Origin of the sequence: Rhizobium sp. UGM030330-04, assembly GCF_003208455.1 — a bacterium.
Taxonomy (GTDB): Bacteria; Pseudomonadota; Alphaproteobacteria; order Rhizobiales; family Rhizobiaceae; genus Agrobacterium; species Agrobacterium rhizogenes_A.
The window spans coordinates 90,784-113,000 of record NZ_QKML01000001.1 but is presented as its reverse complement, the minus strand read 5'-3'; the positions used below and the strand labels follow the sequence as shown (position 1 = coordinate 113,000).

Sequence of the window (22,217 nt, the reverse complement as noted above, 5' to 3'; positions counted from 1 at the left end):
TCGCCCTTCTCATGAAGAGACAGGACGATTTTTATGGCGCAACCACCAGTCATCTCCTTGCCCAAGGTAAGTCCGAGCACGCGTGACATCGGTTTCGCACTGGGCATCGTGGCGATCCTCTGCGTTCTCTTCCTGCCCATTCCGGTCATGCTGGTGGATATCGGGCTGGCGTTCTCGATCGCGCTTTCGGTCCTCATCCTCATGGTGGCCCTTTGGATCCAGCGCCCGCTGGATTTCTCGTCTTTCCCGACCGTGCTGCTGATCGCGACCATGATCCGCCTGTCGCTGAACATTGCGACGACGCGTGTCATCCTGTCGCACGGCAATGAGGGGCCGACCGCGGCGGGCGGCGTGATCGCCGGTTTCTCCAGCCTCGTCATGTCCGGCGATTTCGTCATCGGTCTGATCGTCTTTCTGATCCTGATCACCGTCAACTTCATCGTCATTACCAAGGGTGCGACACGTATCGCGGAAGTCGGTGCGCGCTTCACCCTGGATGCCATTCCCGGCAAACAGATGTCGATTGACGCGGATCTGTCCGCCGGCATCATCGACGAGAAGGAGGCGCAGCGCCGCCGCCGCGAGCTGGAAGAGGAAAGTTCCTTCTTCGGTTCGATGGACGGTGCCTCGAAATTCGTCCGCGGCGACGCCATTGCCGGCCTTATCATCACCGCGATCAATATTTTCGGCGGCATCATCATCGGTTATTTCCGCCACGGCATGCCGATCGGCGAAGCGGCCGACGTTTTCGTCAAGCTTTCCGTCGGTGACGGCATCGTTTCGCAGATCCCGGCCCTGATCGTATCGCTGGCCGCCGGCCTTCTGGTCTCGCGCGGCGGCACCGCCGGTTCGACGGATCAGGCCGTCGTCAATCAGCTGAGCGGTTACCCGCGTGCGCTCATGGTTTCGGCCATGCTGATGGGGCTGCTCGCCGTCATTCCGGGCCTTCCGTTCCTGCCCTTCATCTTCCTGGGCGGCATCATGGCCTTCGGCAGCTGGTATATTCCGCGCCAGGCGGAAGCCGAAAGCGCGCTTCGCCGCCAGGAAGAGGAGAACAAGGTTCTTCAGACCACCGAGGCGGAAAAGGATTCGGTCAAACAGGTGCTGAAGACGGCCGAGATCGAACTCGCGCTTGGCAAGCAGGTTTCGACCCGCCTTCTCGGGGCGCATCAGGAGCTGGCCTTCCGTGTCGGCAAGATGCGCAAGAAATTCGCCACCCAGTACGGTTTCGTCGTGCCGGAGATCAAGGTCTCAGACGATATCATGATACCGGAAAAGGCCTATCAGATCCGTGTCCACGGCACGACCATCGCGTCAAGCAACCTGCGTGTCGGCGATGTTCTTGTCGTGACCGGGGCAGGGCGCAAACCGAGCATTCCCGGCGACGAGATCCGCGAACCCGCTTTCGGCATGCCCGCCGTCTCGATCCTCGAGACCTTTACCGAAGACCTGAAGCGCGAAGGTTTCCACCCGATCGACAACGTCTCCGTCGTGCTGACGCATCTGAGCGAAGTCATCCGCAACAACCTGCCGCAGCTTCTGTCCTACAAGGACGTGAAGATCCTCATCGACAGGCTTGATCCGGAATACAAGAAGCTGGCAGATGAAATCTGCTCGTCGCATATGTCCTATTCCGGCCTGCAGGCGGTTCTGAAACTGCTGCTTGCCGAACGTGTGTCGATCCGCAACCTGCATCTCATTCTCGAAGCGGTTGCCGAACTCGCGCCGCATGTGCGCAAGACGGAACAGATCGTCGAACACGTGCGGGTGCGCATGTCGCAGCAGCTTTGCGGCGATCTGGCGGACAATGGCGTGCTGCGCGTCCTGCGCCTCGGCAACAAGTGGGACATGGTTTTCCATCAGGCGCTCAAGCGCGACCAAAAGGGCGAGATCGTCGAATTCGACATCGATCCGCGTCACCTTGAGGAGTTTTCCGAGCAGGCGTCCAAAGTTATCCGTGAATTCATGGATCGCGGCCTGCCCTTTGTCCTTGTAACCTCGCCGGAAACGCGGTCCTATGTGCGCATGATTATCGAGCGACTCTTTGCCACCCTGCCGGTTCTTTCGCATGTGGAACTGGCCAAGGGGCTGGAGATCAAGATCCTGGGCGCCATTTCATGATAACCGACCCGCAAGGGACCATTATCGCGTTGTTCCTTGCCATTTGTCGTATCGGCGCCTGTTTCATGACGATGCCGGGCTTTTCCAGTTCGCGCATCTCACCGCAGATCCGCATGCTGCTGTGCGTGGCGGTATCCATGGCGCTCCTGCCCGTGCTTTGGGATACGATCTATCCGAAGGTCTCTGGTGCAAGTCAGGGCACGGTCGTCGGCCTCATCTTCACCGAGATCGTTATCGGGGCGATGTATGGTCTGATCGCCCGGTTTTATACGCTCGGTTTCCAGTTCACGGGCGCGCTCATCGGCGCTTCCATCGGCCTCAGCGCTCCCGGCGGTGCGGATGTCATCGAAGACGTGCAGGAAAACCAGATATCCAACTTCATCACCTTCGGCGGCCTGCTGGTGCTGTTCATGCTGGATTTCCACCATATTGTCCTGAAGGCGCTGGTGGATTCCTATACCGCCACGCCGGTCGGCGCCCTCATCAGCGGCCAGAAGATGCTGATCACGCTTACCGATACGCTGAGGGCAACCTTCTCGATCATGCTGCGGCTTGCAAGCCCCTTTGTGATCTATGGCCTGATGTTCAACGTCGCGGTCGGTCTCATCAACAAGCTTGCGCCGCAGATCCCGGTCTATTTCATCTCGACGCCCTTCGTTCTCGCGGGTGGTATCTTCATGCTCTATCTGTCGGTCGCCGCCCTCATCCGCCAGTTCGTGGATGGTTTCGGCCCGGTCTTCATCGGCTTCTGATCGGGAGAAAACGCCATGGCGTCGGACAAGCGCTCTGCCAAGCTCAAACGTCTCGTAACGGTACAGCGTCACATGGAGAAGATGGCAGAGGTGGAGCTTGCCGACACCACGCGTGTCCGGACCGAGGTGGCGCAATCCATGGACAATGTGCTGGAAGCGATGAGTTCCATGGAGCCGGTGCACCAGACGTTTTCCAGGCATTATTCGGATCGTTACGGCCGTCTGGTGGTCAAGGACCGCCAGCTCGCCGGCGTACAGCAATTGCAGGAAAACAAGGTGCTGAAGGAAAAGACCAAGGCGGACCGGCTGGAGGACAGGATGCATCTCGCCCGCGATCTCGAGGATCGTGAAGCCGATGATAATGCAATCTATGATCTGCTTGAAATGACAAACGCATCTCGGACACCAGCCTCCAGCAAGGTTGGCGATCCATAATCTGTCCCATTGTTGCATCGCGGGCGTTTTTGAAGAGGCCTCCGGCGATGTTTCTTGATTGAACGAACGCGTCGGCTTTCCCTGTCATGCGTTCTTCACCTCGGGAGATCGGGACGTGGCGATATCGGTTATAAGTGATCTGGTGATGGATGTGGTGCGCGCCGCGGACCCTCAGGAAGTACAGGTCGCCCAGGAAAAACTGAAGGCGAACAAGGCGGCCTTTGCTGCCACCAGCCTTGCCGATGCCGGCAAGGGTTTTGGCGCCGCTGTCGATATGCTGGATGGCGCCTCCTCGAAGGCGGGCCTTGGCGATACCAATATTCGTTCAGCGCGCACGGAGATTCCCGAAACATACCGCAAATATGAAGCCTCGGTACTCCAGACCTTCGTTGCCAACATGCTGCCGAAAGACAGCGAGGAAGTCTACGGCAAGGGTAATGCCGGCGAAATCTGGAAAAGCATGATGGCCGAACAGTTTGCCGATACGATCTCCAGAAATGGCGGCGTCGGTATTGCGGAACAGGCTTACAAGGATGCGTTGCGGAAAGCCGAAAGCAAGGGCATTACCGACGTTTCCATGAATGAAAAAGACCATAATGCTGCAATTCGGATGGTGGCGGAGTTCGAGCGGCAGGTCCTCGGCGTTTCCAATGAGAAAACGGACGAGGCTTGAAAATGAAAAACCTTAACGAGGAGACAAGCATGGACCTTATGTCGAACGACCACCGTATCCAATCCGTTCTCGGCCGCCTTGAGATGATCATCGACAATGAGAACGACAATATCGGTAAGGACCCGCAATTCGACTTCAAGGTTTCCAATGCCCATAAAAGCCGTTGCCTCTATGAGCTGACCATGCTGTTTCGCGACACACCGCGCGAGGAAATCGCAAGCGGTTATCTGGAGCAGGTGAAGGGCATCAAGTCCAAGCTTGCGACCAATGCCAGCCGCGTCGAGGCGCATCTGAACGCGGTTCGTGCTGTCGCGGACCTGCTGAAGAACGCGATCCAGGAAGCCGACACGGACGGCACCTACTCGCAGGAACAGTTCATGTACGGCGCAGCCTCCTGATGTTGAAGCTTCTTCTCACCGGCGTCTGGGTTTGCGCCGTCACGCTCGGCGCGGTGTATTTCTCCGTCCAGATGGCGACGGCACCCGCGCCGGGGGATGAGGCGGGCGCGAAAAAGGCCAATCTGCAACTGGTCAAGGGCGAGAGCATCACCATCCCCGTCATCAATGACGGCGGCGTGAACGGCTATTTCCTCAGCCGGATTTCGCTGCGTGTCGACAAGGACAAGATGGCGAAGATCGAGCTGCCGGCAACGCAGCTGATGACCGACGAATTGTTCACGCTTCTGGCGGGTTCGTCCATGGTCAACATCGCCAATATTTCCACCTTCGATCCCGAGGCCTTCAAGCAGCGCATCCGCGAGGGGCTGAACAAGAGGCTCGATGACGAAGTGGTCGAGGACGTGCTGATCGAACAGCTCGATTATCTGTCCAAGGCCGATATTCGCGAGCAGAATGGCAATGGCACACCCCGTTCGGTCAAGATCGTCGAGGGCGAGCAGGCCGAGGCCGGAAAAGAAGCGGCCGCCGCGCCAAGCCACTGATACCGGAAGGCGCGGCTCACGCGCCGGGCCGGCGCAAAGCGGTCCAGCGTTCTGGTTAATCCTTCCTTTGGATGACCCCGGGCATTCGAGCGATTGCTTTCAGGGTAACTTCAACCTGCACCTGTATAAACAGACCCATGAGCCGCCGTCCCGCAACCATGCGCCGGACCGGCGGCAGGTTTGGCATTCGGGGGTTGGCAATGAATTTCGCGGCAGGTTTTGCGCGGCCGGGATCGCAACGGAACATTCATGGACTGCGTGTCTGTGATCTCGACTGGAACGGTGCGCTGGAGCTCGTCAGCAGCCGGGCTTCGGCTTGCGAAGGGCACACGATGCTCTCGTTCCTCACCATCGACAAAGCCAGGCAGTCCCTCAGGGATGTCGCCTATCGCGAGATTCTGGAAAGCTGCCTGCTTCTGCCGCAGGGCAAGGCCATGATCGCCGCCACCCGGGGCGAAAATGGCAGGCCTCTGTCCGCCGCCATCGATGGCGTCGCTTTCGTCATGGCGCTTCTGACCTATATGGCGGTCCCGAAACGGATCGGCGTTGCAGGCGACGACGCGGCACAGCTCGGTGAAGTGCTGGCGAAGCTGCGCGCTCACGCGCCCTGGCATGACTTCGTGATGCTCGGCCGCGACACCTCAGGGGTGAAGGTCGATGTTCTGCTTGCCGGTATGCTCGGTGAAAATCAGGAAAAATGGCTGCACCGCACCGTCAGCCGTGACGATGCGCGCGTCGCAATCGCGGTCGGCCCGCTGTTCAAGGTACTTTCGTCAGAAGTGGCGGGCATGCCGGAAATCTTCCGCAAGCTGCATATGAGCTGGCTCTACGGCCTCTGCGCCGAACCCTGGCACATTGCGCTTGGCAAGACTGAGACGGGTTCGCGGAGCCCGCGTTAACCATTTGTTTGCCACGATCCTTTAACCTCTCGTAAGGTTTTGACAGTCGCCCGTTGCGGGCGGCATCGAGGGTGGGCAGACGGCTTCAGATGGTTGATCACAGTCCGGATATGATGGCGGTTCGCCCGGAAGAGGACGATGTCGCCGTGCCCATGTCGCAATGGCGCAGACAGTGCCTGCGGCTTCTGACCGCCGGCTGTGTCGCGGCGGCGACCGTCACCGGTGCTGCGCTTCCGCTTTTGTTGATCGATTCCGGTTTTCGCGGCTATGTCTCGCAGGCCCGGATCGAAGTCACGCAGTCTTCCTATGACGCTCCGGATGCGGCCCGCTTTCTGGCGATGGCCCGGCGCACGCTATTATCCCCTTCGGGGCTCGACCGGGTAACCGCCGACCTCAAGCTGAAAGCCGCCGATATGGTTGGCGTTCGCAATCAGAGTGAGCTTGGCCTGCTTGTCGATCTGCTGACAGGGACGGAGGCACGCCCGCTTTCCCCGCGCGAGGCGCTGAATGGTGCGGTGGGCGAGGCAATACGGCTGGAACTGACGCCGGATGAAAATACACTGGTCGTAACCTCCAGGGCAGCCACACCGGAAGCCGCCATGCGGCTGACGGATTATCTTTCGATGCGGGTCATGGCGGATGGCAGGGCCGGCACCATGACACCCGCCATGCGCCAGACGGAACGGGCGCGGACAAGGCTCGATGAGGCGGAAGCGGCACTGAACGGCTTCCAGATGCGCCATGGCGATGCCGTCCTGTCGGAAGTGCAGCAGCTAGAGCAGCAATTGCGTGACGTGAACGACAGCCTTGCCAGAATGGCGCAGCAGCAACAGTCTCTTCAGGCCGATCTGGCGGTCGCTGCTGCACTCAAGCCGAATGATGTGCTGTCAAAGCCCGTGCCGGCAGGCGCGGCTTTCTCGGCGCTTGAGGATATCCGGCAGAAACATGCGACGGCCAGCATGGCGCTTGCCAGCGTATCGGTCGATTACGGGCCTAAGCACCCCCGCCGCATTGCCGCGCAGAATGCTGTCGATGCCGTACAGGCGCTTGCCGCCCCTGCCTTGCGCCAATTGGTCGATGGCCTGCGGGCGGATGAAAAACGCATCACCCAGGAGATCGCGACCGCCAGTGGTGAGCGCAAACAGCACCTTGACCGGCTGAACGGCCTTGGCGTTCCCCCCGGTGAACTTTCCCGGCTGCAGGCAGAGCTGGAGACGGCGCGAAATACCTATCTGGAAGTAAGCGAGCGTCGCGATCTGTCCGCATCCACCACTCCGGCCGTCGAGACGCGCCTGACGAAGAAGGCGGCCCCCGGAGAATTGTCCCGTGATCTGACGCAGGCGGCGATGATGGCGGGCGGCGGCGGCCTGATCGGTCTGCTGGGCAGCCTTTATCTCCTGAGCTACCGCCGTCACGATGAGGAACAGGAGGGCCAGCTGGCCGTCGAAAATGGAGTGCAACTTCCGCCCTCCATGGATGAGCCGGAGCAATCCCTTCAGTTTTCCGAATTCGAGCAAATCGAGCCGGCGGTTTTTGATGATCTCGAAGAGCTTGCCGCGGATGATGTCCAGCCTGAAGACGCCTTCGCCGACTATTATGCCGAGGCCGCGAATGATGCTGACGACATGCCGCTGGACGAGCGTGTGCGGCAGGTGCTGATGGGTAACCGCACCGCCAGAACCGTCGACCAGATGTCGCCAGAGCTTCCGCCATTGCTCAGTGAAGCCCTTGCCGGACACTTCGATCATGAGCAGGCCGAAGCCGAGGAGTTGGCGGAATTGAGACGCGAGCTGGCGCATCTGAGGGAGCGTCTTGCCGATTACGCCGATCACCGTGACGGCTACCGCAAAACTGCCTGACGAGGCTGCATTTTTGCTTGCATTCCTGCAAAGGGGGCACCATACGGGGCCAACGTAATCCAGCAGGAGCAAGACGCATGGCAGTTGTGATTGACGGGAAGGCGAAGGCGGCTTCGGTAACGGAGGCGGTCCGCATATCGGCAGAAGCGCTCGAGGCGGAACGGGGCGTCAAGCCCGGTCTCGCGGTTGTCATCGTCGGTAATGATCCGGCCAGCCATGCCTATGTGAATTCCAAGAGCAAGATGGCCAAGCAATGCGGCTTCAACTCCATCCAGCACACGCTGCCGGAAGAGACGACGCAAGGTGAGCTTCTGAAGCTGGTCGGCGAACTGAATGCCGATGCCTCCATTCACGGCGTTCTGGTGCAGCTTCCGCTGCCGAAGCATTTCAATTCCGATGAGATCATCCAGTCGATCCTGCCCGAGAAGGATGTCGACGGTCTGAGCGTGCTCAACGCCGGCAAGCTGGCGACGGGCGATCTCGCCACCGGCCTTATTTCCTGCACGCCCGCCGGCGCCATGCTTCTGGTGCGCGGCATTCATGGCGACGATCTTTCCGGCCTGAACGCCGTGGTCATCGGTCGCTCGAACCTGTTCGGCAAGCCCATGGGCCAGCTTCTCCTCAATGCCAATGCCACGGTGACCATGGCGCATTCGCGCACCAAAGATCTCGCCACCGTCTGCAAGGCGGCCGATATTCTCGTCGCGGCCGTCGGTCGCGCGGCAATGGTGAAGGGCGACTGGGTGAAGCCGGGCGCAACTGTCATCGATGTCGGCATCAACCGTATTCCTGCTCCCGAAAAGGGCGAAGGTAAGTCGAAGCTGGTTGGCGATGTCGCCTTTGACGAGGCAAGCGCCGTTGCCGCCGCCATCACGCCGGTTCCGGGCGGCGTCGGCCCGATGACGATTGCCATGCTGATGGCAAATACCGTCATCGCCGCCTATCGTTCGCTGGGCAAGACCGCGCCGACGTTCTGAAGGCCTGTCGCGCGCCGTTGGGCTTCGTGTTATGCGGTGCAGAATTCGAGCCGCCGTACCCTCACTTCCGTCATTCCGGCCTTGAGCCGGAATCCAGCCGACACGCGTCTGCGCGGCGGAGAGAGTCGTTTCAGCCCAAGGACTTGGGCTGGCTGGATACCGGCTCAGGGCCGATATGACGGAAATGGTGGACCTCAAGGACGCAGCGAACGTTGACCCTGTCTTGTCGTTCGCTGTTTGCGTGGTTCACCCCTTCGGAGCCGGTCCCGTCGAAGCGCGCACCACAAGCTCCGCTTTCCAGAGCTCCTGATGGGGCTCCATCTGCTCGAACTTGATACGGTTGATCAGTCGCTGCCCGACGCGAACGCCCGCAGCCCTTAGCGATGAGCGTGTGGTCGTCAACGGCACGGAAAAATTATCCGGCTTCAGCAGCGGCAGCACGTCGTCATGGGCGATCAGCGAAATGTCCTTGCCGGGTTTTAACCCCCGCTGGTTCATCGAGCGGATAGCGCCGAGCGCAAGCGCGGTACTGGCGCAGAGAATGGCGGTCGGCTTTTCCGGCTGAGACAGCAGCGCCTCCATGCCGAGATAACCCTCCTCGTCCGTCATGCTGCTGTGCCGTTTATTGGCCGGGTGCAGGGCGAGGCCGCTTGCCTCTAGCGCCTTCTCCACCCCAAGACAGCGCCGGTAGGTGAAATCATAGCCCTCCGGGCCGTTCAAAAGCCCGATGCGCTTATGGCCGAGCTGGAGGAGAAGCTGGGTCGCATCGCGAAACGCGCCCTCATTGTCCACATCGAGATAGGGATAATTCTCCTCCATGCCGACCGACCTGCCATGCACGAGAAAGGGCAGGGAGAGCGACTGCATCATGGCAACGCGCGCATCGTTCTTTTTCATATAGGCGAGATAGATGCCATCGACACTGCCGCTTGCGGCAAGCCCGCGCAGGGCTTCACGCTCCTTTTCCGGCTCCGTCGGCATGATGACGAGATGAAAGCCGCTGCGCGACGCTTCCTCGCCGAGACCGCTTAAGAATTCGCCGAAATGCACATCGGAACGGTGGTGTTCGCCAATCGGCATGACGAGCCCGATGGAACCGACCTTGCCGGTCGCCAGCCGCTGTGCTGCGGCATTGGGGCGATAACCGGTCTTTTCGGCAGCTTCGATGACGCGCCGGCGCGTTTCCGCGCTCACCTCGGGATAGCCGTTGAGCGCCCTGCTGATGGTGGTCTGCGAAATGCCCAGCAGTTGCGACAACTGTTTCAGGTTCATGTCTTTAATTTCCTCCATGCGTGCACCCGGGAAGCGGCAAAAGCCTCTCCTCGCATTCCCAAAGCGCTTTAGATTTTTACCAGCCCCATCATGTTTTCTCAATCAAAAATGATAGCCGCCTCCTCAAATAAATATGATTATTCGCAAGGCGCTGCAACGTTTCCGAAGAAAGAGCCTCTTGACTCCGTCTGGATGACAATGAGATGAATAGGTAGCCAAAGCGCTTTGATTGGAGAGGACGCTTTGAGCCTTTTATGTGATGGGAGGTAAATCACATGCGGAAGACTCTTTTGGCGACGGCGGCTTCGATCGTGCTGCTGTCGGGTGCGGCCTTTGCCGCCGATCTGAAATTCGCGCCTGGCCAGGATGCCAAGTTCAACTGGAAAAGCTACGAGGACTTCAAGGCGGCCCATGCCGACCTCAAAGGCCAGACGCTGACGATTTTCGGGCCCTGGCGCGGCGAGGACGAGGCACTGTTTCAGTCGGTGCTTGCCTATTTCGCCGATGCGACCGGTGTGAATGTCCGTTATTCCTCGTCGGAAAATTACGAGCAGCAGATCGTCATCGATACGCAGGCGGGTTCGCCGCCCAATATCGCCATCCTGCCGCAGCCCGGCCTACTGGCCGATCTCGCGGCCAAGGGTTTTCTGGTGCCGCTCGGTGATGAGACCGCCAACTGGGTCAAGGAAAATTACGGCGCGGGCCAGTCCTGGGTCGATCTCGGCAGCTACAAGGGCAAGGACGGCAACAAGGCTTACTTTGCGTTCCCCTTCAAGGCCGACGTGAAGTCGCTCGTCTGGTATGTGCCTGAGAACTTCGAGGAAGCGGGTTATAAAGTGCCCGAGAGCATGGAAGACCTGTTCAAGCTGACCGACCAGATCGTTGCTGATGGCGGCACGCCCTGGTGCATCGGCCTCGGTTCCGGCGGTGCGACCGGCTGGCCGGCAACCGACTGGGTGGAAGACCTGATGCTGCGCACGCAGCCGCTGGATGTTTACCAGAAGTGGACGACCAACGAGGTGAAGTTCACCGATCCGGCGGTGGTCGAGGCGATCAACGAGTTCGGCAAATTCGCCAAGAATGAAAAATACGTGAGCGGCGGCGTTGCAGCCGTGGCCTCCACCGACTTCCGCGACAGCCCCAAGGGTCTCTTCGACATTCCGCCGAAATGCTACCTGCACCATCAGGCGTCGTTCATTCCGTCCTTCTTCCCTGAAGGCACCAAGGTCGGAACGGATGCGGATTTCTTCTACATGCCGACTTATGCGTCCAAGCCTGACCTCGGCAAGCCGGTTCTCGGCGCCGGCACGCTCGTTACGGTCACCAAGGAAGCACCGGCGGCCAAGGCATTCGTCGAATTCCTGAAGACCCCGATCGCCCACGAAGTGTGGATGGCGCAGTCCAGCTTCCTGACGCCCTATAAGGGTGTGAATGTCGACACCTATGCCAATGAGCAGATGAAGCGCCAGGGTGAAATCCTCACGACCGCGACAAGCTTCGGCTTCGACGGTTCCGACCTGATGCCCGGCAAGATCGGTGCCGGCGCGTTCTGGACCGGCATGATCGATTTCGTAGGTGGCAAGTCCGCCGATCAGGTCGCCGCCGATATCCAGAAGGCCTGGGACGGCCTGAAGTAACAATCGGATCAGGCCCGGCGGCACGCTGCCGGGCCTTTACCAAATGGAACTGCCCCGACGACCGCATAAATCAACGCGGCGCGGAGAGGATCAGGGAGGGAACATGGCTCAACAACTCGTGTCTGCCATCGGCGTCATGGTAGCGGGCGTTTTTGCCTGCGCGGCCTATTACTGGCTATCTGACAAGGCACTGCAGGTGATTTTTCCCGTCCGCTCGGGAGATGTCATTCACGCATCCCGCAATCTAAACCGCCGCGCCGCCGTCCGGCCCTGGCTGTTCATCGGCCCGGCGCTGATCCTTCTGCTGGTCTACCTGGTCTATCCCGTCATCGCCACGCTGATCCTGTCCTTTTATGATCGCACAGGCAGCGAATTCGTCGGCCTCGCCAATTATCGCTGGGCGTTTTTCGACGCCGGTTTCCGCCAGTCGATCTTCAACAATATTCTCTGGCTTGCCGTCGTGCCGGCCGCCTGCACCTTCTTCGGCCTCGTCATCGCGGTCATGACCGACCGCATCTGGTGGGGCAACATCGCCAAATCCATCGTCTTCATGCCGATGGCGATTTCTTTCGTTGGCGCATCGGTCATCTGGAAGTTCATCTATGAGTATCGCGCCGAAGGTCAGGTACAGATCGGCCTCTTGAACGCCATCGTCGAGTTTTTCGGTGGCAGCCCGGAGGTTTGGATTTCCATGCCCTTCTGGAACAATTTCTTCCTGATGGTCATCCTCATCTGGATCCAGACCGGTTTCGCCATGGTCATCCTGTCGGCGGCTTTGCGCGGCATTCCGGAAGAAACCATCGAGGCGGCCGTCATCGATGGCGCCAATGGCTGGCAGATATTCTGGAAGATCATGGTGCCGCAAATCTGGGGCACCATCGCCGTCGTCTGGACGACGATCACCATTCTCGTGCTCAAGGTCTTCGATATCGTGCTGACCATGACCAACGGCCAGTGGAATACCATGGTTCTCGCCAACCTCATGTTCGACTGGATGTTCCGCGGTGGCGGCGACAGCGGCCGAAGTGCTGTTATCGCTCTCATCATCATGGCGGCCGTCACCCCGATCATGGTCTGGAATATCCGCCAGGCGAACCGCGAGATGGAGGGCCGCTGAGATGAATATCGTCAAACGCCTGCGCCGTGTCGGCCTGCCGCGCCTCATCGTCCATGCCAGCGTCCTCGTCGTCGTGCTTCTCTGGCTCCTGCCAACGCTCGGCATTCTCGTCAGCTCGCTGCGCGACAAGGACCAGATTACCGTGTCGGGCTGGTGGACGGCCTTCTCCAGCTCCGAACAGACCTCGGCAGTGCGCCTCGCCGATGCTTCCGTGCAGAAGCAGGACGGCAGCCGCTATGTGATATCAGGCAATGTTTTTGAAAATGGTGCCGGCGGAAAAGTCTCCGCCTTCGGCGTGCGCGTTCAGGAACCGAGAGCATTCAACGCCGGCGAACCGGCCGATATCGGCGATGGTGAAACCCTGCTCGTCAATACGGACGGCACCTACGAATATAGCAAGGCTTCGAGCTTCGAGGGCGCGCGCGGCAAGCGCGTCTATATTTCCGTCGCGACGCCGCCCGTCTTCACGCTCGACAATTACCGCACGGTTCTGACCTCGGAAGGCATCGGCCAGTCCTTCGTCAATTCACTCACCGTGGCCGTGCCGGCAACCGTCATCCCCATCCTCATCGCCGCCTTTGCCGCCTATGCGCTGTCATGGATGAGCTTTTCCGGCCGCAATCTGCTGATTGCCATGGTGGTGGGCCTGATCGTCGTGCCGTTGCAGATGTCGCTGATCCCGCTGCTGCGGCTCTATAATGAAATCGGCACCATCTTCGGTGTGCCGTCCAAGACCTATGCCGGCATCTGGCTGGCGCATACCGCCTTCGGCCTGCCGCTCGCCATCTATCTGCTGCGCAACTATATTTCCGGCCTGCCGAAGGAGATCATCGAAAGCGCTCGTGTGGATGGCGCGAGCGATTTTGAAATCTTCGTCAAGATCATCCTGCCGCTCTCCTTCCCGGCACTCGCCTCCTTCGCCATCTTCCAGTTCCTGTGGACTTGGAACGACCTGCTCGTCGCCATGGTGTTCCTTGGCACGCAGAAGGACGAACTGGTATTGACCGGTGCGCTCAACGCGTTGCTCGGCTCGCGCGGCGGCAACTGGGAAATCCTCACCGCTTCGGCCTTTGTCACCATCATCGTGCCGCTTTGCGTCTTCTTTGCTCTTCAACGTTATCTCGTGCGTGGCCTGCTTGCAGGCTCCGTCAAGGGAGGCTGATCATTCCATGAACGCCCATACCAGACAGGACACTTCCATGACCGCTTCGGTGACTTCCGCTTTGACGCCCAACAAGGACTGGTGGCGCGGCGCTGTTATCTATCAGATCTATCCGCGCTCCTATCAGGACTCCAATGGCGACGGCATCGGCGACCTCAAGGGCATCACCGACCGGTTGGCGCATATTGCCGGCCTCGGTGCCGATGCGATCTGGATTTCGCCCTTCTTTACCTCGCCGATGAAGGATTTCGGTTACGACGTCTCGAATTATGTCGATGTCGATCCGATGTTCGGCACGCTTGCCGATTTCGACGGGCTGATTGCCGAGGCCCATCGTCTCGGCATCCGCGTCATGATCGATCTCGTCCTGTCGCACACCTCGGACCAGCACCCATGGTTCGTGGAAAGCCGCGCCAGCCGCAACAATGCGAAATCGGACTGGTATGTCTGGTCGGATGGCAAGCCGGATGGCACGCCGCCCAACAACTGGCTGTCGATCTTCGGCGGTCCGGGCTGGCAGTGGGACCCGACCCGCATGCAATATTACATGCACAACTTCCTGACCTCGCAGCCGGACCTCAACCTGCATAACCCTGAAGTGCAGGAAGAGCTGCTAAACATCACCCGTTTCTGGCTGAAGCGCGGCGTTGACGGTTTCCGCCTCGACACCATCAACTTCTATTTCCACGACCTTGAGCTGCGCGATAACCCGGCGCTCGCGCCGGAGCGCCGCAATGCCTCCACGGCGCCTGCGGTCAATCCCTATAACTTCCAGGAACATCTCTACGACAAGAACCGCCCGGAAAACATCGCATTCCTGAAGCGTTTCCGCGCCGTGCTGGACGAATTCCCTGACATCGCCGCCGTTGGCGAAGTCGGCGACAGTCAGCGCGGCCTCGAAATCGTCGGTGAATATACCTCCGGCGACGACAAGATGCAGATGTGCTATGCCTTCGAATTCCTGGCACCTGATGCGCTGACCCCTCAGCGCGTCGCCGATGTGCAGGCGGATTTTGCGAGAGCCGCACCGGAAGGCTGGGCCTGCTGGGCTTTCTCCAACCATGATGTCGTGCGCCATGTCAGCCGCTGGGGCGCGCATGTCGAGGATAAGGACGCTTTCGCCAAGGTTCTCTCGGCGCTGCTGATGACGCAGCGTGGCTCCGTCTGCATCTATGAAGGCGAGGAACTCGGCCTCACCGAAGCCGATATCGCCTTCGAGGACTTGCAGGATCCATACGGCATCCAGTTCTGGCCGGAATTCAAGGGCCGCGATGGTTGCCGCACGCCGATGGTGTGGGATGCCGGCCACGCACAGGCCGGTTTCTCGACAGCCGACAAGACATGGCTGCCCATTCCGGCCGAACACAAGCAGCGTGCCGTCAGCGCCCAGCAGGGCAATGAAGCTTCGGTGCTGGAACATTACCGCCGCTTCCTCGCTTTCCGCAGGCAGCACCCGGCTTTCGCGAAGGGTGGTATCGAATTCCACCCCGTGCAGGGCGAGGTGCTGAGCTATACCCGCAAGCTGGGCAACGAAACCGTTCTTTGCCTCTTCAACTTGTCCGCAACGCCGGCAAAAGCCACGCTGCCGGAAGGGAACTGGGAGGTTCTCGAGGGTCACGGCTTTGCAAGCGGCCTTGAAGGCAGAAGCGTAGAACTTCCGGCATGGGGCGCATTCTTCGCCCGTTACGCCTGACAGAATAGGGAGGAACACCCATGACAAGTCTCGTTCTCAAGGATATCCGCAAATCATACGGGCAGGTGAAGGTCCTGCACGGCATCGATCTTTCGATCGAGCAGGGCGAATTCATCGTTTTCGTCGGCCCCTCCGGCTGCGGAAAATCGACGCTTCTGCGAATGATCGCCGGTCTGGAGGAAATCACCGGCGGCGAGATGTTCATTGATGGCCAGCTCGTCAATGAAATCCCGCCCTCGCGCCGGGGCATCGCCATGGTGTTCCAGTCCTATGCGCTTTATCCGCATATGACTGTCTATGACAACATGGCCTTTGGCATGAAGATCGCCAAGGAAAACAAGCAGGAAATCGACCGCCGCGTGCGTGCCGCCGCCGAAATCCTGCAGCTGACGCAATATCTGGAGCGTCTGCCCAAGGCACTCTCCGGCGGCCAGCGCCAGCGCGTCGCCATCGGCCGCGCCATTTGCCGCAATCCCAAGGTCTTCCTGTTCGATGAGCCCTTGTCGAACCTCGATGCTGCCCTGCGTGTCGCCACCCGTATCGAGATTGCCAAGCTCAACGAGCAGATGGCCGATACGACGATGATCTACGTCACCCACGACCAGGTGGAGGCGATGACGCTGGCAGACCGCATCGTCGTTTTGAATGCCGGCCGTGTGGAACAGGTCGGCCCGCCGCTCGAACTTTACGAAAGGCCGGCCAATCTTTTCGTGGCGAAGTTCATCGGCTCGCCCGCCATGAATATCATTTCGGCGAATATCGTCGGAACCGGCGAACGCACATCGATAGAACTCGCCGGCGGCAAGACGCTTGCCGTTTACGTGCCGACCCCCGCCACCGAGCAGGGCAAGGCTGCGAGCTTCGGTGTCCGGCCCGAAGATCTGAGCATTGTCACCGGTGACGACTATCTTTTCGAAGGCAAGGTGTCGATTGTCGAGGCTCTGGGTGAAGTGACGCTGCTTTATCTCGAGGCGCCGAAGGGCCAGGAACCGATCATCGTCAAGGTGCCGGGCATTGTTTCCGTCGGTAAGGGCGAAACCCTGCGGTTCGCCGCGCCGCAGGAAAAGCTCCACCTCTTCGATGCCGCAGGCAAGACCTACCGTCCATAAATATCCGCGATCCTGAAAATAAACCCCGGAGCAACCTTGCTCCGGGTTTTTTTATGGCTTTTTGCCCTTGTGGAAAAACATCGCAAATGTCCCGCTTCCGATCTGTTTAAGGCAGCTCTGATATGAATTGTTAAAGACTATGGCCTAGTCTCGATCCATTGGCAGAGCATGGGAGTCCGGGCGTGCAGAGCAGTGCGGGTGTCATCAGGAACAATTACCTGAGCAAGGAAGAATCCTTCATGTACGACCGCGAAGGCCGGTTCCGCATGGAAGATACCATGAATGCGGCTCGCATCGAATATACCGAAAAGGCCGTGATGCACATGGCGGCGCGCCGCTGCGATGTCATCCGCATCTCCCAGACCGAAGCGGTGCTGGCGCTGCTGACCAAATATAATCTGCCGAACCAGTTCTATCTCGATATTCCCGATGCCCGCATCACCAAGATCGGTTGCGTGATGTTGCGCGTCAACGCCAACAACACCATCCACGTCCGTTTCCTGCGCATGCTGACACAGAAGGAACTGGACCGTATTTTCGTGTTCAGCACGCATCCGGCGCATAAGGACCGGAAGCTCGATATCCGGTCTTTCTGAGCAATTTTCCAGCTATTGGCAGAAACGGCCAGATGGGTCGATATGCTGCTCACCGATATCTCCCGTCATTGCTAACTATTATCACTGGATGGTATAAGCAAAGGACAGAGAGGATATCGGCATGGCAAGCAGCGCGAATCTCGGTCATCACCTTGAGAACTATGTCTCCGATCTCGTGAAGTCGGGGCGATATAATTCCCGCAGCGAAGTACTGCGCGAAGGCGTTAGGCTGGTGGAAGAGCGTGAAAAGAAATTGGCCGCTTTGGATGCCGCCATTGCGCGGGGCGTCGCCGATGCCGATGCGAGCCGCGTCACGCCGATCGGGGACGTCGCATCGGAGCTGAGCGCCAAGTATCGGAAAATGGCAAGAGAACGCGGCTTGTGATCGTCGTTCTGACCGATGAGGCCAAAACAGACCTCGAACGTATCGGTGATTTTATTGCATTGGATAGTCCAGGAAGGGCGGAAACATTCGTCGGTGAACTGCTTGACCGATGTCTAAGACTGGCAGAAATGCCTCGCGCATTCCCTCTTGTACCCCGCTACGAGCAAACTGGTATCCGCCGTCGTCCTTATGAAAACTATCTCGTTTTTTATCGTGTTGCCGAGACACGCGTGGAAATTCTGCACATCCTGAACGGCGCCCAGGACTACGAATCCATTCTTTTCCCGCAAGATTAGGGACGCGCAAGCTCGCAATGATTGCCTCGGCGTTTTGCCAAGGTGAGGACACGGACTTAAGAAAGCCCGTCCACAACCGTCCGCTTCAGCTTCACTTCGGGCACTTCCGTGAAGGCAAGATCGCTGCGGCCGAAATAGGATTTCTGGTTGGTGGCCGACCAGTCGTTGCAGACCAGCTTGTAGCGCTCTTTGGTTTGCGGATTTTCCGGCATGGCGTAGAGATAATCGCCGGTGCGCGCAGCAAGCGGAATATCACCGTCCTGATTGCAGCGCTTGAGGATTTGCACAAGCGCCTCACCATCCACTTCCGTCACCATCAGCTTGCCATCGAAACGCAGCGACGCGTTGAAATCGTAACGGCGAATATCGCCAGCCGGCAGGCCGGCGCCGAAGGAGGTGTGGCCGATGAAACCGACATCCGCACCGGTTTTTGCGGCGATGAGCCGGGCCGCATGGCGACCGGCCTCATCGACGGTCATCGTCTTCGCCGATTTGCCCACAACCGCCCGTTCTTCCGCGGTCAGGTGCTTTTCGAGCGTTTGTTCGATCAGGGTCTTGAGGGCCGGGGAGGCGGGAGCGCCACTGTCGATGGCGACGGTCTCGATGGTCGGGGCCTTACCGGGACCGGCGATCGTAGCGACCGTCATGGAGGTGCACCATGAGCCGGTATGGACATAACGCGTGGCACCCTGCTCGTGCACGAAGTTCAGGTGATCGTGACCGCCGACCAGCAGCGTGCCGTCCGGCAGCAAGGGCAGGATATCGCGGTCGGCGACGACGCCGGCATGGCTGAGAACGATGTTGATCGCGTCCGGTTTGACGATATCGGGAAGGTTGGCCTTGGCCCATTCGACCGGCTGCGGAATGTCGAGCATCTCGCGCGTGGGTTTCGGATAGGTGTTGATCGCATTGGTGGCGAGACCTGCGAGGACGACCTTCCGCTCGCCGACACTCACCTCGGCGCTCTCGGGCGCATAGGGCTTTCCGCTGCGCTTGTCGATGATGTTGGAAAGCACGGTGATGCCGAGTGCCTGTGCGCGGCTGACGAAATTGGTAAGATCATTGTCGATATCGGGCTCATGATTGCCGATATTGATGACGGTGGGGGCGAGCCTGGCGAGTGCCGCGAGGAATGTCCATTCGATTTCGCCGGCCGAACGCGCGGCTACCGCATTGCCGATCTCGAACAGATCGCCATTCAGCAGAATGATATGGGGCACCTTGTCGGCGGCGATCCGCGTTTCGATGGCCGCGAGAAGCTGGCCGATACGCTCATAGGCCGAATGCAGGTCGGAGATGACGATTGCACGCAGCGCCACATCCTGCGCCATAACAGGCGTCGCCACCGCCATCAGTGGCAGCATGGCGGTGCCCGCCATAAGCTTCAGCACATCGCGGCGTTTGCTTGAGAAAATCGTCATGTCCTGGCCCCATCATCCGAAACTGCGCCGTCGTCCCACGGCTGGCTGAGAAGGCCCTAAAGGGCGATCATCACAGCCACATGACAAGTCTGACGTTTAAGAAACAGGAAATAAAGCGGTTTCTGTACCCGATCTTTCGAGGGCGCAAGTGTAGTCAGGCGATACCGCAAAGTGGGGTTGAAAGGCGAAAGCCGCACCCGGCCTTCGCCTTCCGCATATCAATGGAAGAGCACGCTGGCGCCCTGATCGGCCGGACCGGCATTACGGCGGAAAGGGGCGAACAGTTCGCGGCCCATGCCCCATTCATTGCCGGAAAGATCGGCGCGTGCCGGTTCGCGTTTCGCCAGTTCAGCGGCGGACACCAGCACTTCCAGCGTTCCAGAAATGGCATCGAGACGGATAATGTCGCCGTCGCGGATGAGCGAGATCGGGCCGCAATCGGAAGCCTCCGGCGTGACGTGGATAGCGGCCGGCACCTTGCCTGATGCGCCGGACATGCGCCCATCCGTCACCAGCGCCACCTTGAAGCCGCGGTCCTGCAGCACGCCGAGCGGCGGTGTCAGGCGGTGCAGTTCCGGCATGCCATTGGCCTTCGGTCCCTGGAAGCGGACGACGGCAATGAAGTCGCGGTTGAGCTTGCCGTCCTTGAAGGCGTCCTGAAGCGCCTGCTGGTCGTGGAAGACGATAGCCGGCGCCTCGATGATGTGGCGTTCCGGCTTGACTGCGGAAATCTTGATAACCGATTTGCCGAGATTGCCCGTCAGCATCTTCAGGCCGCCGGTCGGCTGGAATGGGGTCTCGATGCCGGCGAGAACCTTCGGGTCGTGGCTCTGCTCGGGTGAGGGCTCGCGGGTGACGGCGCCGTTTTCATCGAGCTTGGCATCCACGGTATAGGCTGCGAGGCCCTGTCCGAAGACGGTGCGCACATCGTCATGCACGAAGCCCTGTTTCAGCAGCTGCTTGATGAGGAAGCCCATGCCGCCGGCGGCGTGGAAATGGTTCACATCGGCAAGGCCGTTGGGGTAGACGCGGGCGAGCAGCGGCACGATGTCGGAAAGATCGGAAATATCCTGCCAGGTGAGGATGATGCCGGCGGCGCGCGCCATGGCGATCAGATGCATGGTGTGGTTGGTGGAACCGCCCGTTGCATGCAGACCGACGACGCCGTTGACGACAGACCTTTCATCGATCATCTCGCCCGCCGGGGTGAACTCGTTGCCCTGCGCGGTAATCGCAAGCGCGCGCTTTGCAGCTTCACGCGTCAGCGCATCGCGCAGCGGTGTGCCGGGATTGATGAAGGAGGAACCGGGCATATGGAAACCCATGATTTCCATCAGCATCTGGTTGGAGTTCGCCGTGCCGTAGAAGGTGCAGGTGCCGGGGCCGTGATAGGATTTCGATTCCGCATCCAGAAGCTCGGCGCGGCCGACCTTACCTTCGGCGTAAAGCTGACGGATACGCGACTTCTCATCGTTCGGCAGGCCTGATGTCATAGGACCGGCGGGAACGAAGACGGCGGGCAGATGGCCGAAGGCGAGTGCCGCGATGACGAGGCCGGGCACGATCTTGTCGCAGACACCGAGATAGACGGCGGCGTCGAACATGTTGTGCGACAGGCCGATGCCGGCCGCCATGGCGATGGCATCGCGGGAAAACAGCGACAGCTCCATACCCGGCTGGCCTTGCGTCACGCCGTCGCACATGGCGGGAACCGCGCCCGCCACCTGCGCTATGCCGCCTGCCTCCTTGGCCGCATCGCGGATGATCGCCGGGAAGGTCTCGTAGGGCTGGTGCGCCGAGAGCATGTCGTTATAGGCGGTGATGATGCCGAGATTGGGAACCCGGTCGCCGGCAAGGATGTCCTTGTCGGCGGGGGAACAGACGGCAAATCCATGCGCGAGGTTACCGCAGGACAGAACGGAACGGTGAACGCCTTTTGAAACCTGCAGCCGCAGCCGCTCCAGATAGGTCTCGCGGTAGGGTTTGGAACGTTCGACGATGCGGGCGGTGATGGCCTGAATGCGGGAATCGGCGGACATGGGCGTTCATCCTGTTCGTTGGTCGGCAACCGGCGTTCCGGGAGGTGAACGGCCGGTTGTCGTGTTTCAGTCTTCATGTCTTCGGGGCGCTTTGTCGCCGGGCCGCAATCGCGGCGGTGGCGTTTGGCTTATGGCGCCCAGTATATATCCACGGGCGTTTCTGCCCGGTTCAGCACGGCGCGGATCGGCATTTCATCCTCATCCTCGCCCGACTGTGCCTTCTCCAGCGTTGCCTTCTTGGCCGCACCTTCGATATGCAGCACGAGGAAACCGGCATCGTTGAGGCTCGAGAAGTTGAAGGTCAACCGCTCCTCTCCCGCATTCTCCGCCGCCATGGTCAAAACGCCGCGCGGTTCATCAAGGTCCAGCGCTTCGTAGAGATTGTCTCCACCGGGGAAGAACGATGCCGTGTGGCCATCCGTTCCCATGCCGAGAATGACGACATCGAAGGGATCGCAGATCGCTTCGGTCTTGACGGTCGCAAGCGTTGCCGCATCCTCCGGCGAGGCCGCCGGCTGGAACAGCGGCACGAAATAAGCCGCCTTCGCCTTGTCCTGCAAAAGGTTCTCGGCAACGAGGCGGTGGTTCGAACGGTCGCTTTCCGGCGGCACGAAACGTTCGTCCACCAGCGTCACGCTGATGTTCGGCCAGTCGAGATTGTGCCTGGAAAGCGCCTGAAAGAACAGCTTGGGCGTCGAACCGCCGGAGACGGCGATGCTCGCCGCACCGCGATCCTTCGTGGCCGCATCAAGGCGTTTGGCAACCTCCGCCGAAAGAGCGGTGGCCAGTTCGGCGGCGGTGTCGAAGACGTGGATCGTTTCGCTCATCGCCCGG

General features: G+C 59.8%; 21 protein-coding genes. 17 read left to right on the top strand and 4 right to left on the bottom strand.

Features of this window, described 5'->3' with window-relative positions; genetic code table 11:
* Positions 1-33: 33 nt before the first annotated feature.
* The 9 genes from flhA (at position 34) to N434_RS00485 (ending at position 8,656) form a co-directional block, all read left to right on the top strand.
* Positions 34-2,121: a flagellar biosynthesis protein FlhA gene (gene flhA, locus N434_RS00525; RefSeq protein ID WP_065114866.1), complete on the top strand. Its 2,088-nt coding sequence runs from the start codon at positions 34-36 to the stop codon at positions 2,119-2,121.
* The gene (fliR, locus tag N434_RS00520) at positions 2,118-2,873 is read left to right on the top strand and encodes a flagellar biosynthetic protein FliR (protein WP_065114867.1); all 756 of its coding nucleotides are present in this window, start codon (positions 2,118-2,120) and stop codon (positions 2,871-2,873) included. Before flhA ends, fliR begins: the two co-directional genes overlap by 4 nt.
* A 15-nt stretch (positions 2,874-2,888) precedes the next feature.
* Entirely contained in the window at positions 2,889-3,308 is a 420-nt protein-coding gene (locus tag N434_RS00515) for a hypothetical protein (protein WP_046800606.1), read from the top strand.
* 115 nt (positions 3,309-3,423) lie between these two features.
* On the top strand, positions 3,424-3,981 hold the full coding sequence (locus tag N434_RS00510; protein ID WP_065116126.1) for a rod-binding protein: 558 nt from the start codon (positions 3,424-3,426) through the stop codon (positions 3,979-3,981).
* A 29-nt stretch (positions 3,982-4,010) separates the two neighbouring features.
* Positions 4,011-4,379, top strand: a complete 369-nt coding sequence (locus N434_RS00505) for a hypothetical protein (RefSeq protein ID WP_065116127.1) — start codon at positions 4,011-4,013, stop codon at positions 4,377-4,379.
* A complete protein-coding gene (locus N434_RS00500; RefSeq protein WP_110755483.1) occupies positions 4,379-4,921 on the top strand; it encodes a flagellar basal body-associated FliL family protein in 543 nt (180 codons plus the stop codon). Before N434_RS00505 ends, N434_RS00500 begins: the two co-directional genes overlap by 1 nt.
* Before the next feature lie 200 nt (positions 4,922-5,121).
* Positions 5,122-5,820, top strand: a complete 699-nt coding sequence (locus N434_RS00495) for a WecB/TagA/CpsF family glycosyltransferase (RefSeq protein WP_110755481.1) — start codon at positions 5,122-5,124, stop codon at positions 5,818-5,820.
* Between the two features lie 89 nt (positions 5,821-5,909).
* Complete coding sequence (locus N434_RS00490) at positions 5,910-7,679, top strand: GumC domain-containing protein (protein WP_110755479.1); 1,770 nt, start codon at positions 5,910-5,912, stop codon at positions 7,677-7,679.
* Positions 7,680-7,756: 77 nt separating this feature from the next.
* Positions 7,757-8,656 (top strand): bifunctional methylenetetrahydrofolate dehydrogenase/methenyltetrahydrofolate cyclohydrolase, encoded by a 900-nt coding sequence (locus N434_RS00485; RefSeq protein WP_110755477.1) that lies wholly within the window; start codon positions 7,757-7,759, stop codon positions 8,654-8,656.
* 246 nt (positions 8,657-8,902) lie between these two features.
* Here N434_RS00485 and N434_RS00480 read toward each other — a convergent pair whose 3' ends face one another.
* The gene (locus tag N434_RS00480; protein ID WP_110755917.1) at positions 8,903-9,928 is read right to left on the bottom strand and encodes a LacI family DNA-binding transcriptional regulator; all 1,026 of its coding nucleotides are present in this window, start codon (positions 9,926-9,928) and stop codon (positions 8,903-8,905) included.
* Positions 9,929-10,203: 275 nt separating this feature from the next.
* Between N434_RS00480 and N434_RS00475 the strand changes: the two genes are divergently transcribed.
* The 8 genes from N434_RS00475 (at position 10,204) to N434_RS00440 (ending at position 17,923) form a co-directional block, all read left to right on the top strand.
* Positions 10,204-11,565: an ABC transporter substrate-binding protein gene (locus N434_RS00475; protein ID WP_110755475.1), complete on the top strand. Its 1,362-nt coding sequence runs from the start codon at positions 10,204-10,206 to the stop codon at positions 11,563-11,565.
* A gap of 103 nt (positions 11,566-11,668) precedes the next feature.
* A complete protein-coding gene (locus tag N434_RS00470; RefSeq protein WP_046800613.1) occupies positions 11,669-12,682 on the top strand; it encodes a carbohydrate ABC transporter permease in 1,014 nt (337 codons plus the stop codon).
* A gap of 1 nt (position 12,683) precedes the next feature.
* Positions 12,684-13,844, top strand: coding sequence for a carbohydrate ABC transporter permease (locus N434_RS00465; RefSeq protein ID WP_080817815.1), 1,161 nt, complete (start codon positions 12,684-12,686; stop codon positions 13,842-13,844).
* 37 nt (positions 13,845-13,881) lie between these two features.
* A complete protein-coding gene (bglA, locus tag N434_RS00460; protein WP_110755915.1) occupies positions 13,882-15,537 on the top strand; it encodes a beta-galactosidase BglA in 1,656 nt (551 codons plus the stop codon).
* Positions 15,538-15,557: 20 nt separating this feature from the next.
* Complete coding sequence (locus N434_RS00455; RefSeq protein WP_110755473.1) at positions 15,558-16,646, top strand: ABC transporter ATP-binding protein; 1,089 nt, start codon at positions 15,558-15,560, stop codon at positions 16,644-16,646.
* A gap of 239 nt (positions 16,647-16,885) precedes the next feature.
* Entirely contained in the window at positions 16,886-17,242 is a 357-nt protein-coding gene (locus N434_RS00450) for a hypothetical protein (protein WP_034501827.1), read from the top strand.
* 121 nt (positions 17,243-17,363) lie between these two features.
* On the top strand, positions 17,364-17,627 hold the full coding sequence (locus tag N434_RS00445; RefSeq protein WP_110755472.1) for a type II toxin-antitoxin system ParD family antitoxin: 264 nt from the start codon (positions 17,364-17,366) through the stop codon (positions 17,625-17,627).
* Entirely contained in the window at positions 17,624-17,923 is a 300-nt protein-coding gene (locus tag N434_RS00440) for a type II toxin-antitoxin system RelE/ParE family toxin (RefSeq protein ID WP_110755470.1), read from the top strand. The genes N434_RS00445 and N434_RS00440 overlap by 4 nt, the downstream gene beginning before the upstream one ends.
* A 56-nt stretch (positions 17,924-17,979) precedes the next feature.
* Here the strand turns inward: N434_RS00440 and N434_RS00435 are convergent, their stop codons facing one another.
* From N434_RS00435 to pgl, 3 genes are all read right to left on the bottom strand, one after another.
* The gene (locus N434_RS00435) at positions 17,980-19,344 is read right to left on the bottom strand and encodes a metallophosphoesterase (RefSeq protein WP_110755468.1); all 1,365 of its coding nucleotides are present in this window, start codon (positions 19,342-19,344) and stop codon (positions 17,980-17,982) included.
* A 218-nt stretch (positions 19,345-19,562) separates the two neighbouring features.
* Complete coding sequence (edd, locus tag N434_RS00430) at positions 19,563-21,383, bottom strand: phosphogluconate dehydratase (RefSeq protein WP_110755466.1); 1,821 nt, start codon at positions 21,381-21,383, stop codon at positions 19,563-19,565.
* 128 nt (positions 21,384-21,511) lie between these two features.
* Positions 21,512-22,210: a 6-phosphogluconolactonase gene (gene pgl, locus N434_RS00425; RefSeq protein ID WP_110755464.1), complete on the bottom strand. Its 699-nt coding sequence runs from the start codon at positions 22,208-22,210 to the stop codon at positions 21,512-21,514.
* Between the last annotated feature and the right edge of the window lie 7 nt (positions 22,211-22,217).

Coding starts and splice junctions, on each gene's coding strand:
- flhA (WP_065114866.1), top strand. CDS start 34: ATGGCGCAACCACCAGTCATCTCCTTGCCCAAGGTAAGTCCGAGCACG.
- fliR (WP_065114867.1), top strand. CDS start 2,118: ATGATAACCGACCCGCAAGGGACCATTATCGCGTTGTTCCTTGCCATT.
- N434_RS00515 (WP_046800606.1), top strand. CDS start 2,889: ATGGCGTCGGACAAGCGCTCTGCCAAGCTCAAACGTCTCGTAACGGTA.
- N434_RS00505 (WP_065116127.1), top strand. CDS start 4,011: ATGGACCTTATGTCGAACGACCACCGTATCCAATCCGTTCTCGGCCGC.
- N434_RS00500 (WP_110755483.1), top strand. CDS start 4,379: ATGTTGAAGCTTCTTCTCACCGGCGTCTGGGTTTGCGCCGTCACGCTC.
- N434_RS00495 (WP_110755481.1), top strand. CDS start 5,122: ATGAATTTCGCGGCAGGTTTTGCGCGGCCGGGATCGCAACGGAACATT.
- N434_RS00490 (WP_110755479.1), top strand. CDS start 5,910: ATGGTTGATCACAGTCCGGATATGATGGCGGTTCGCCCGGAAGAGGAC.
- N434_RS00485 (WP_110755477.1), top strand. CDS start 7,757: ATGGCAGTTGTGATTGACGGGAAGGCGAAGGCGGCTTCGGTAACGGAG.
- N434_RS00480 (WP_110755917.1), bottom strand. CDS start 9,928: ATGAACCTGAAACAGTTGTCGCAACTGCTGGGCATTTCGCAGACCACC.
- N434_RS00475 (WP_110755475.1), top strand. CDS start 10,204: ATGCGGAAGACTCTTTTGGCGACGGCGGCTTCGATCGTGCTGCTGTCG.
- N434_RS00470 (WP_046800613.1), top strand. CDS start 11,669: ATGGCTCAACAACTCGTGTCTGCCATCGGCGTCATGGTAGCGGGCGTT.
- N434_RS00465 (WP_080817815.1), top strand. CDS start 12,684: ATGAATATCGTCAAACGCCTGCGCCGTGTCGGCCTGCCGCGCCTCATC.
- bglA (WP_110755915.1), top strand. CDS start 13,882: ATGACCGCTTCGGTGACTTCCGCTTTGACGCCCAACAAGGACTGGTGG.
- N434_RS00455 (WP_110755473.1), top strand. CDS start 15,558: ATGACAAGTCTCGTTCTCAAGGATATCCGCAAATCATACGGGCAGGTG.
- N434_RS00450 (WP_034501827.1), top strand. CDS start 16,886: ATGTACGACCGCGAAGGCCGGTTCCGCATGGAAGATACCATGAATGCG.
- N434_RS00445 (WP_110755472.1), top strand. CDS start 17,364: ATGGCAAGCAGCGCGAATCTCGGTCATCACCTTGAGAACTATGTCTCC.
- N434_RS00435 (WP_110755468.1), bottom strand. CDS start 19,344: ATGACGATTTTCTCAAGCAAACGCCGCGATGTGCTGAAGCTTATGGCG.
- edd (WP_110755466.1), bottom strand. CDS start 21,383: ATGTCCGCCGATTCCCGCATTCAGGCCATCACCGCCCGCATCGTCGAA.
- pgl (WP_110755464.1), bottom strand. CDS start 22,210: ATGAGCGAAACGATCCACGTCTTCGACACCGCCGCCGAACTGGCCACC.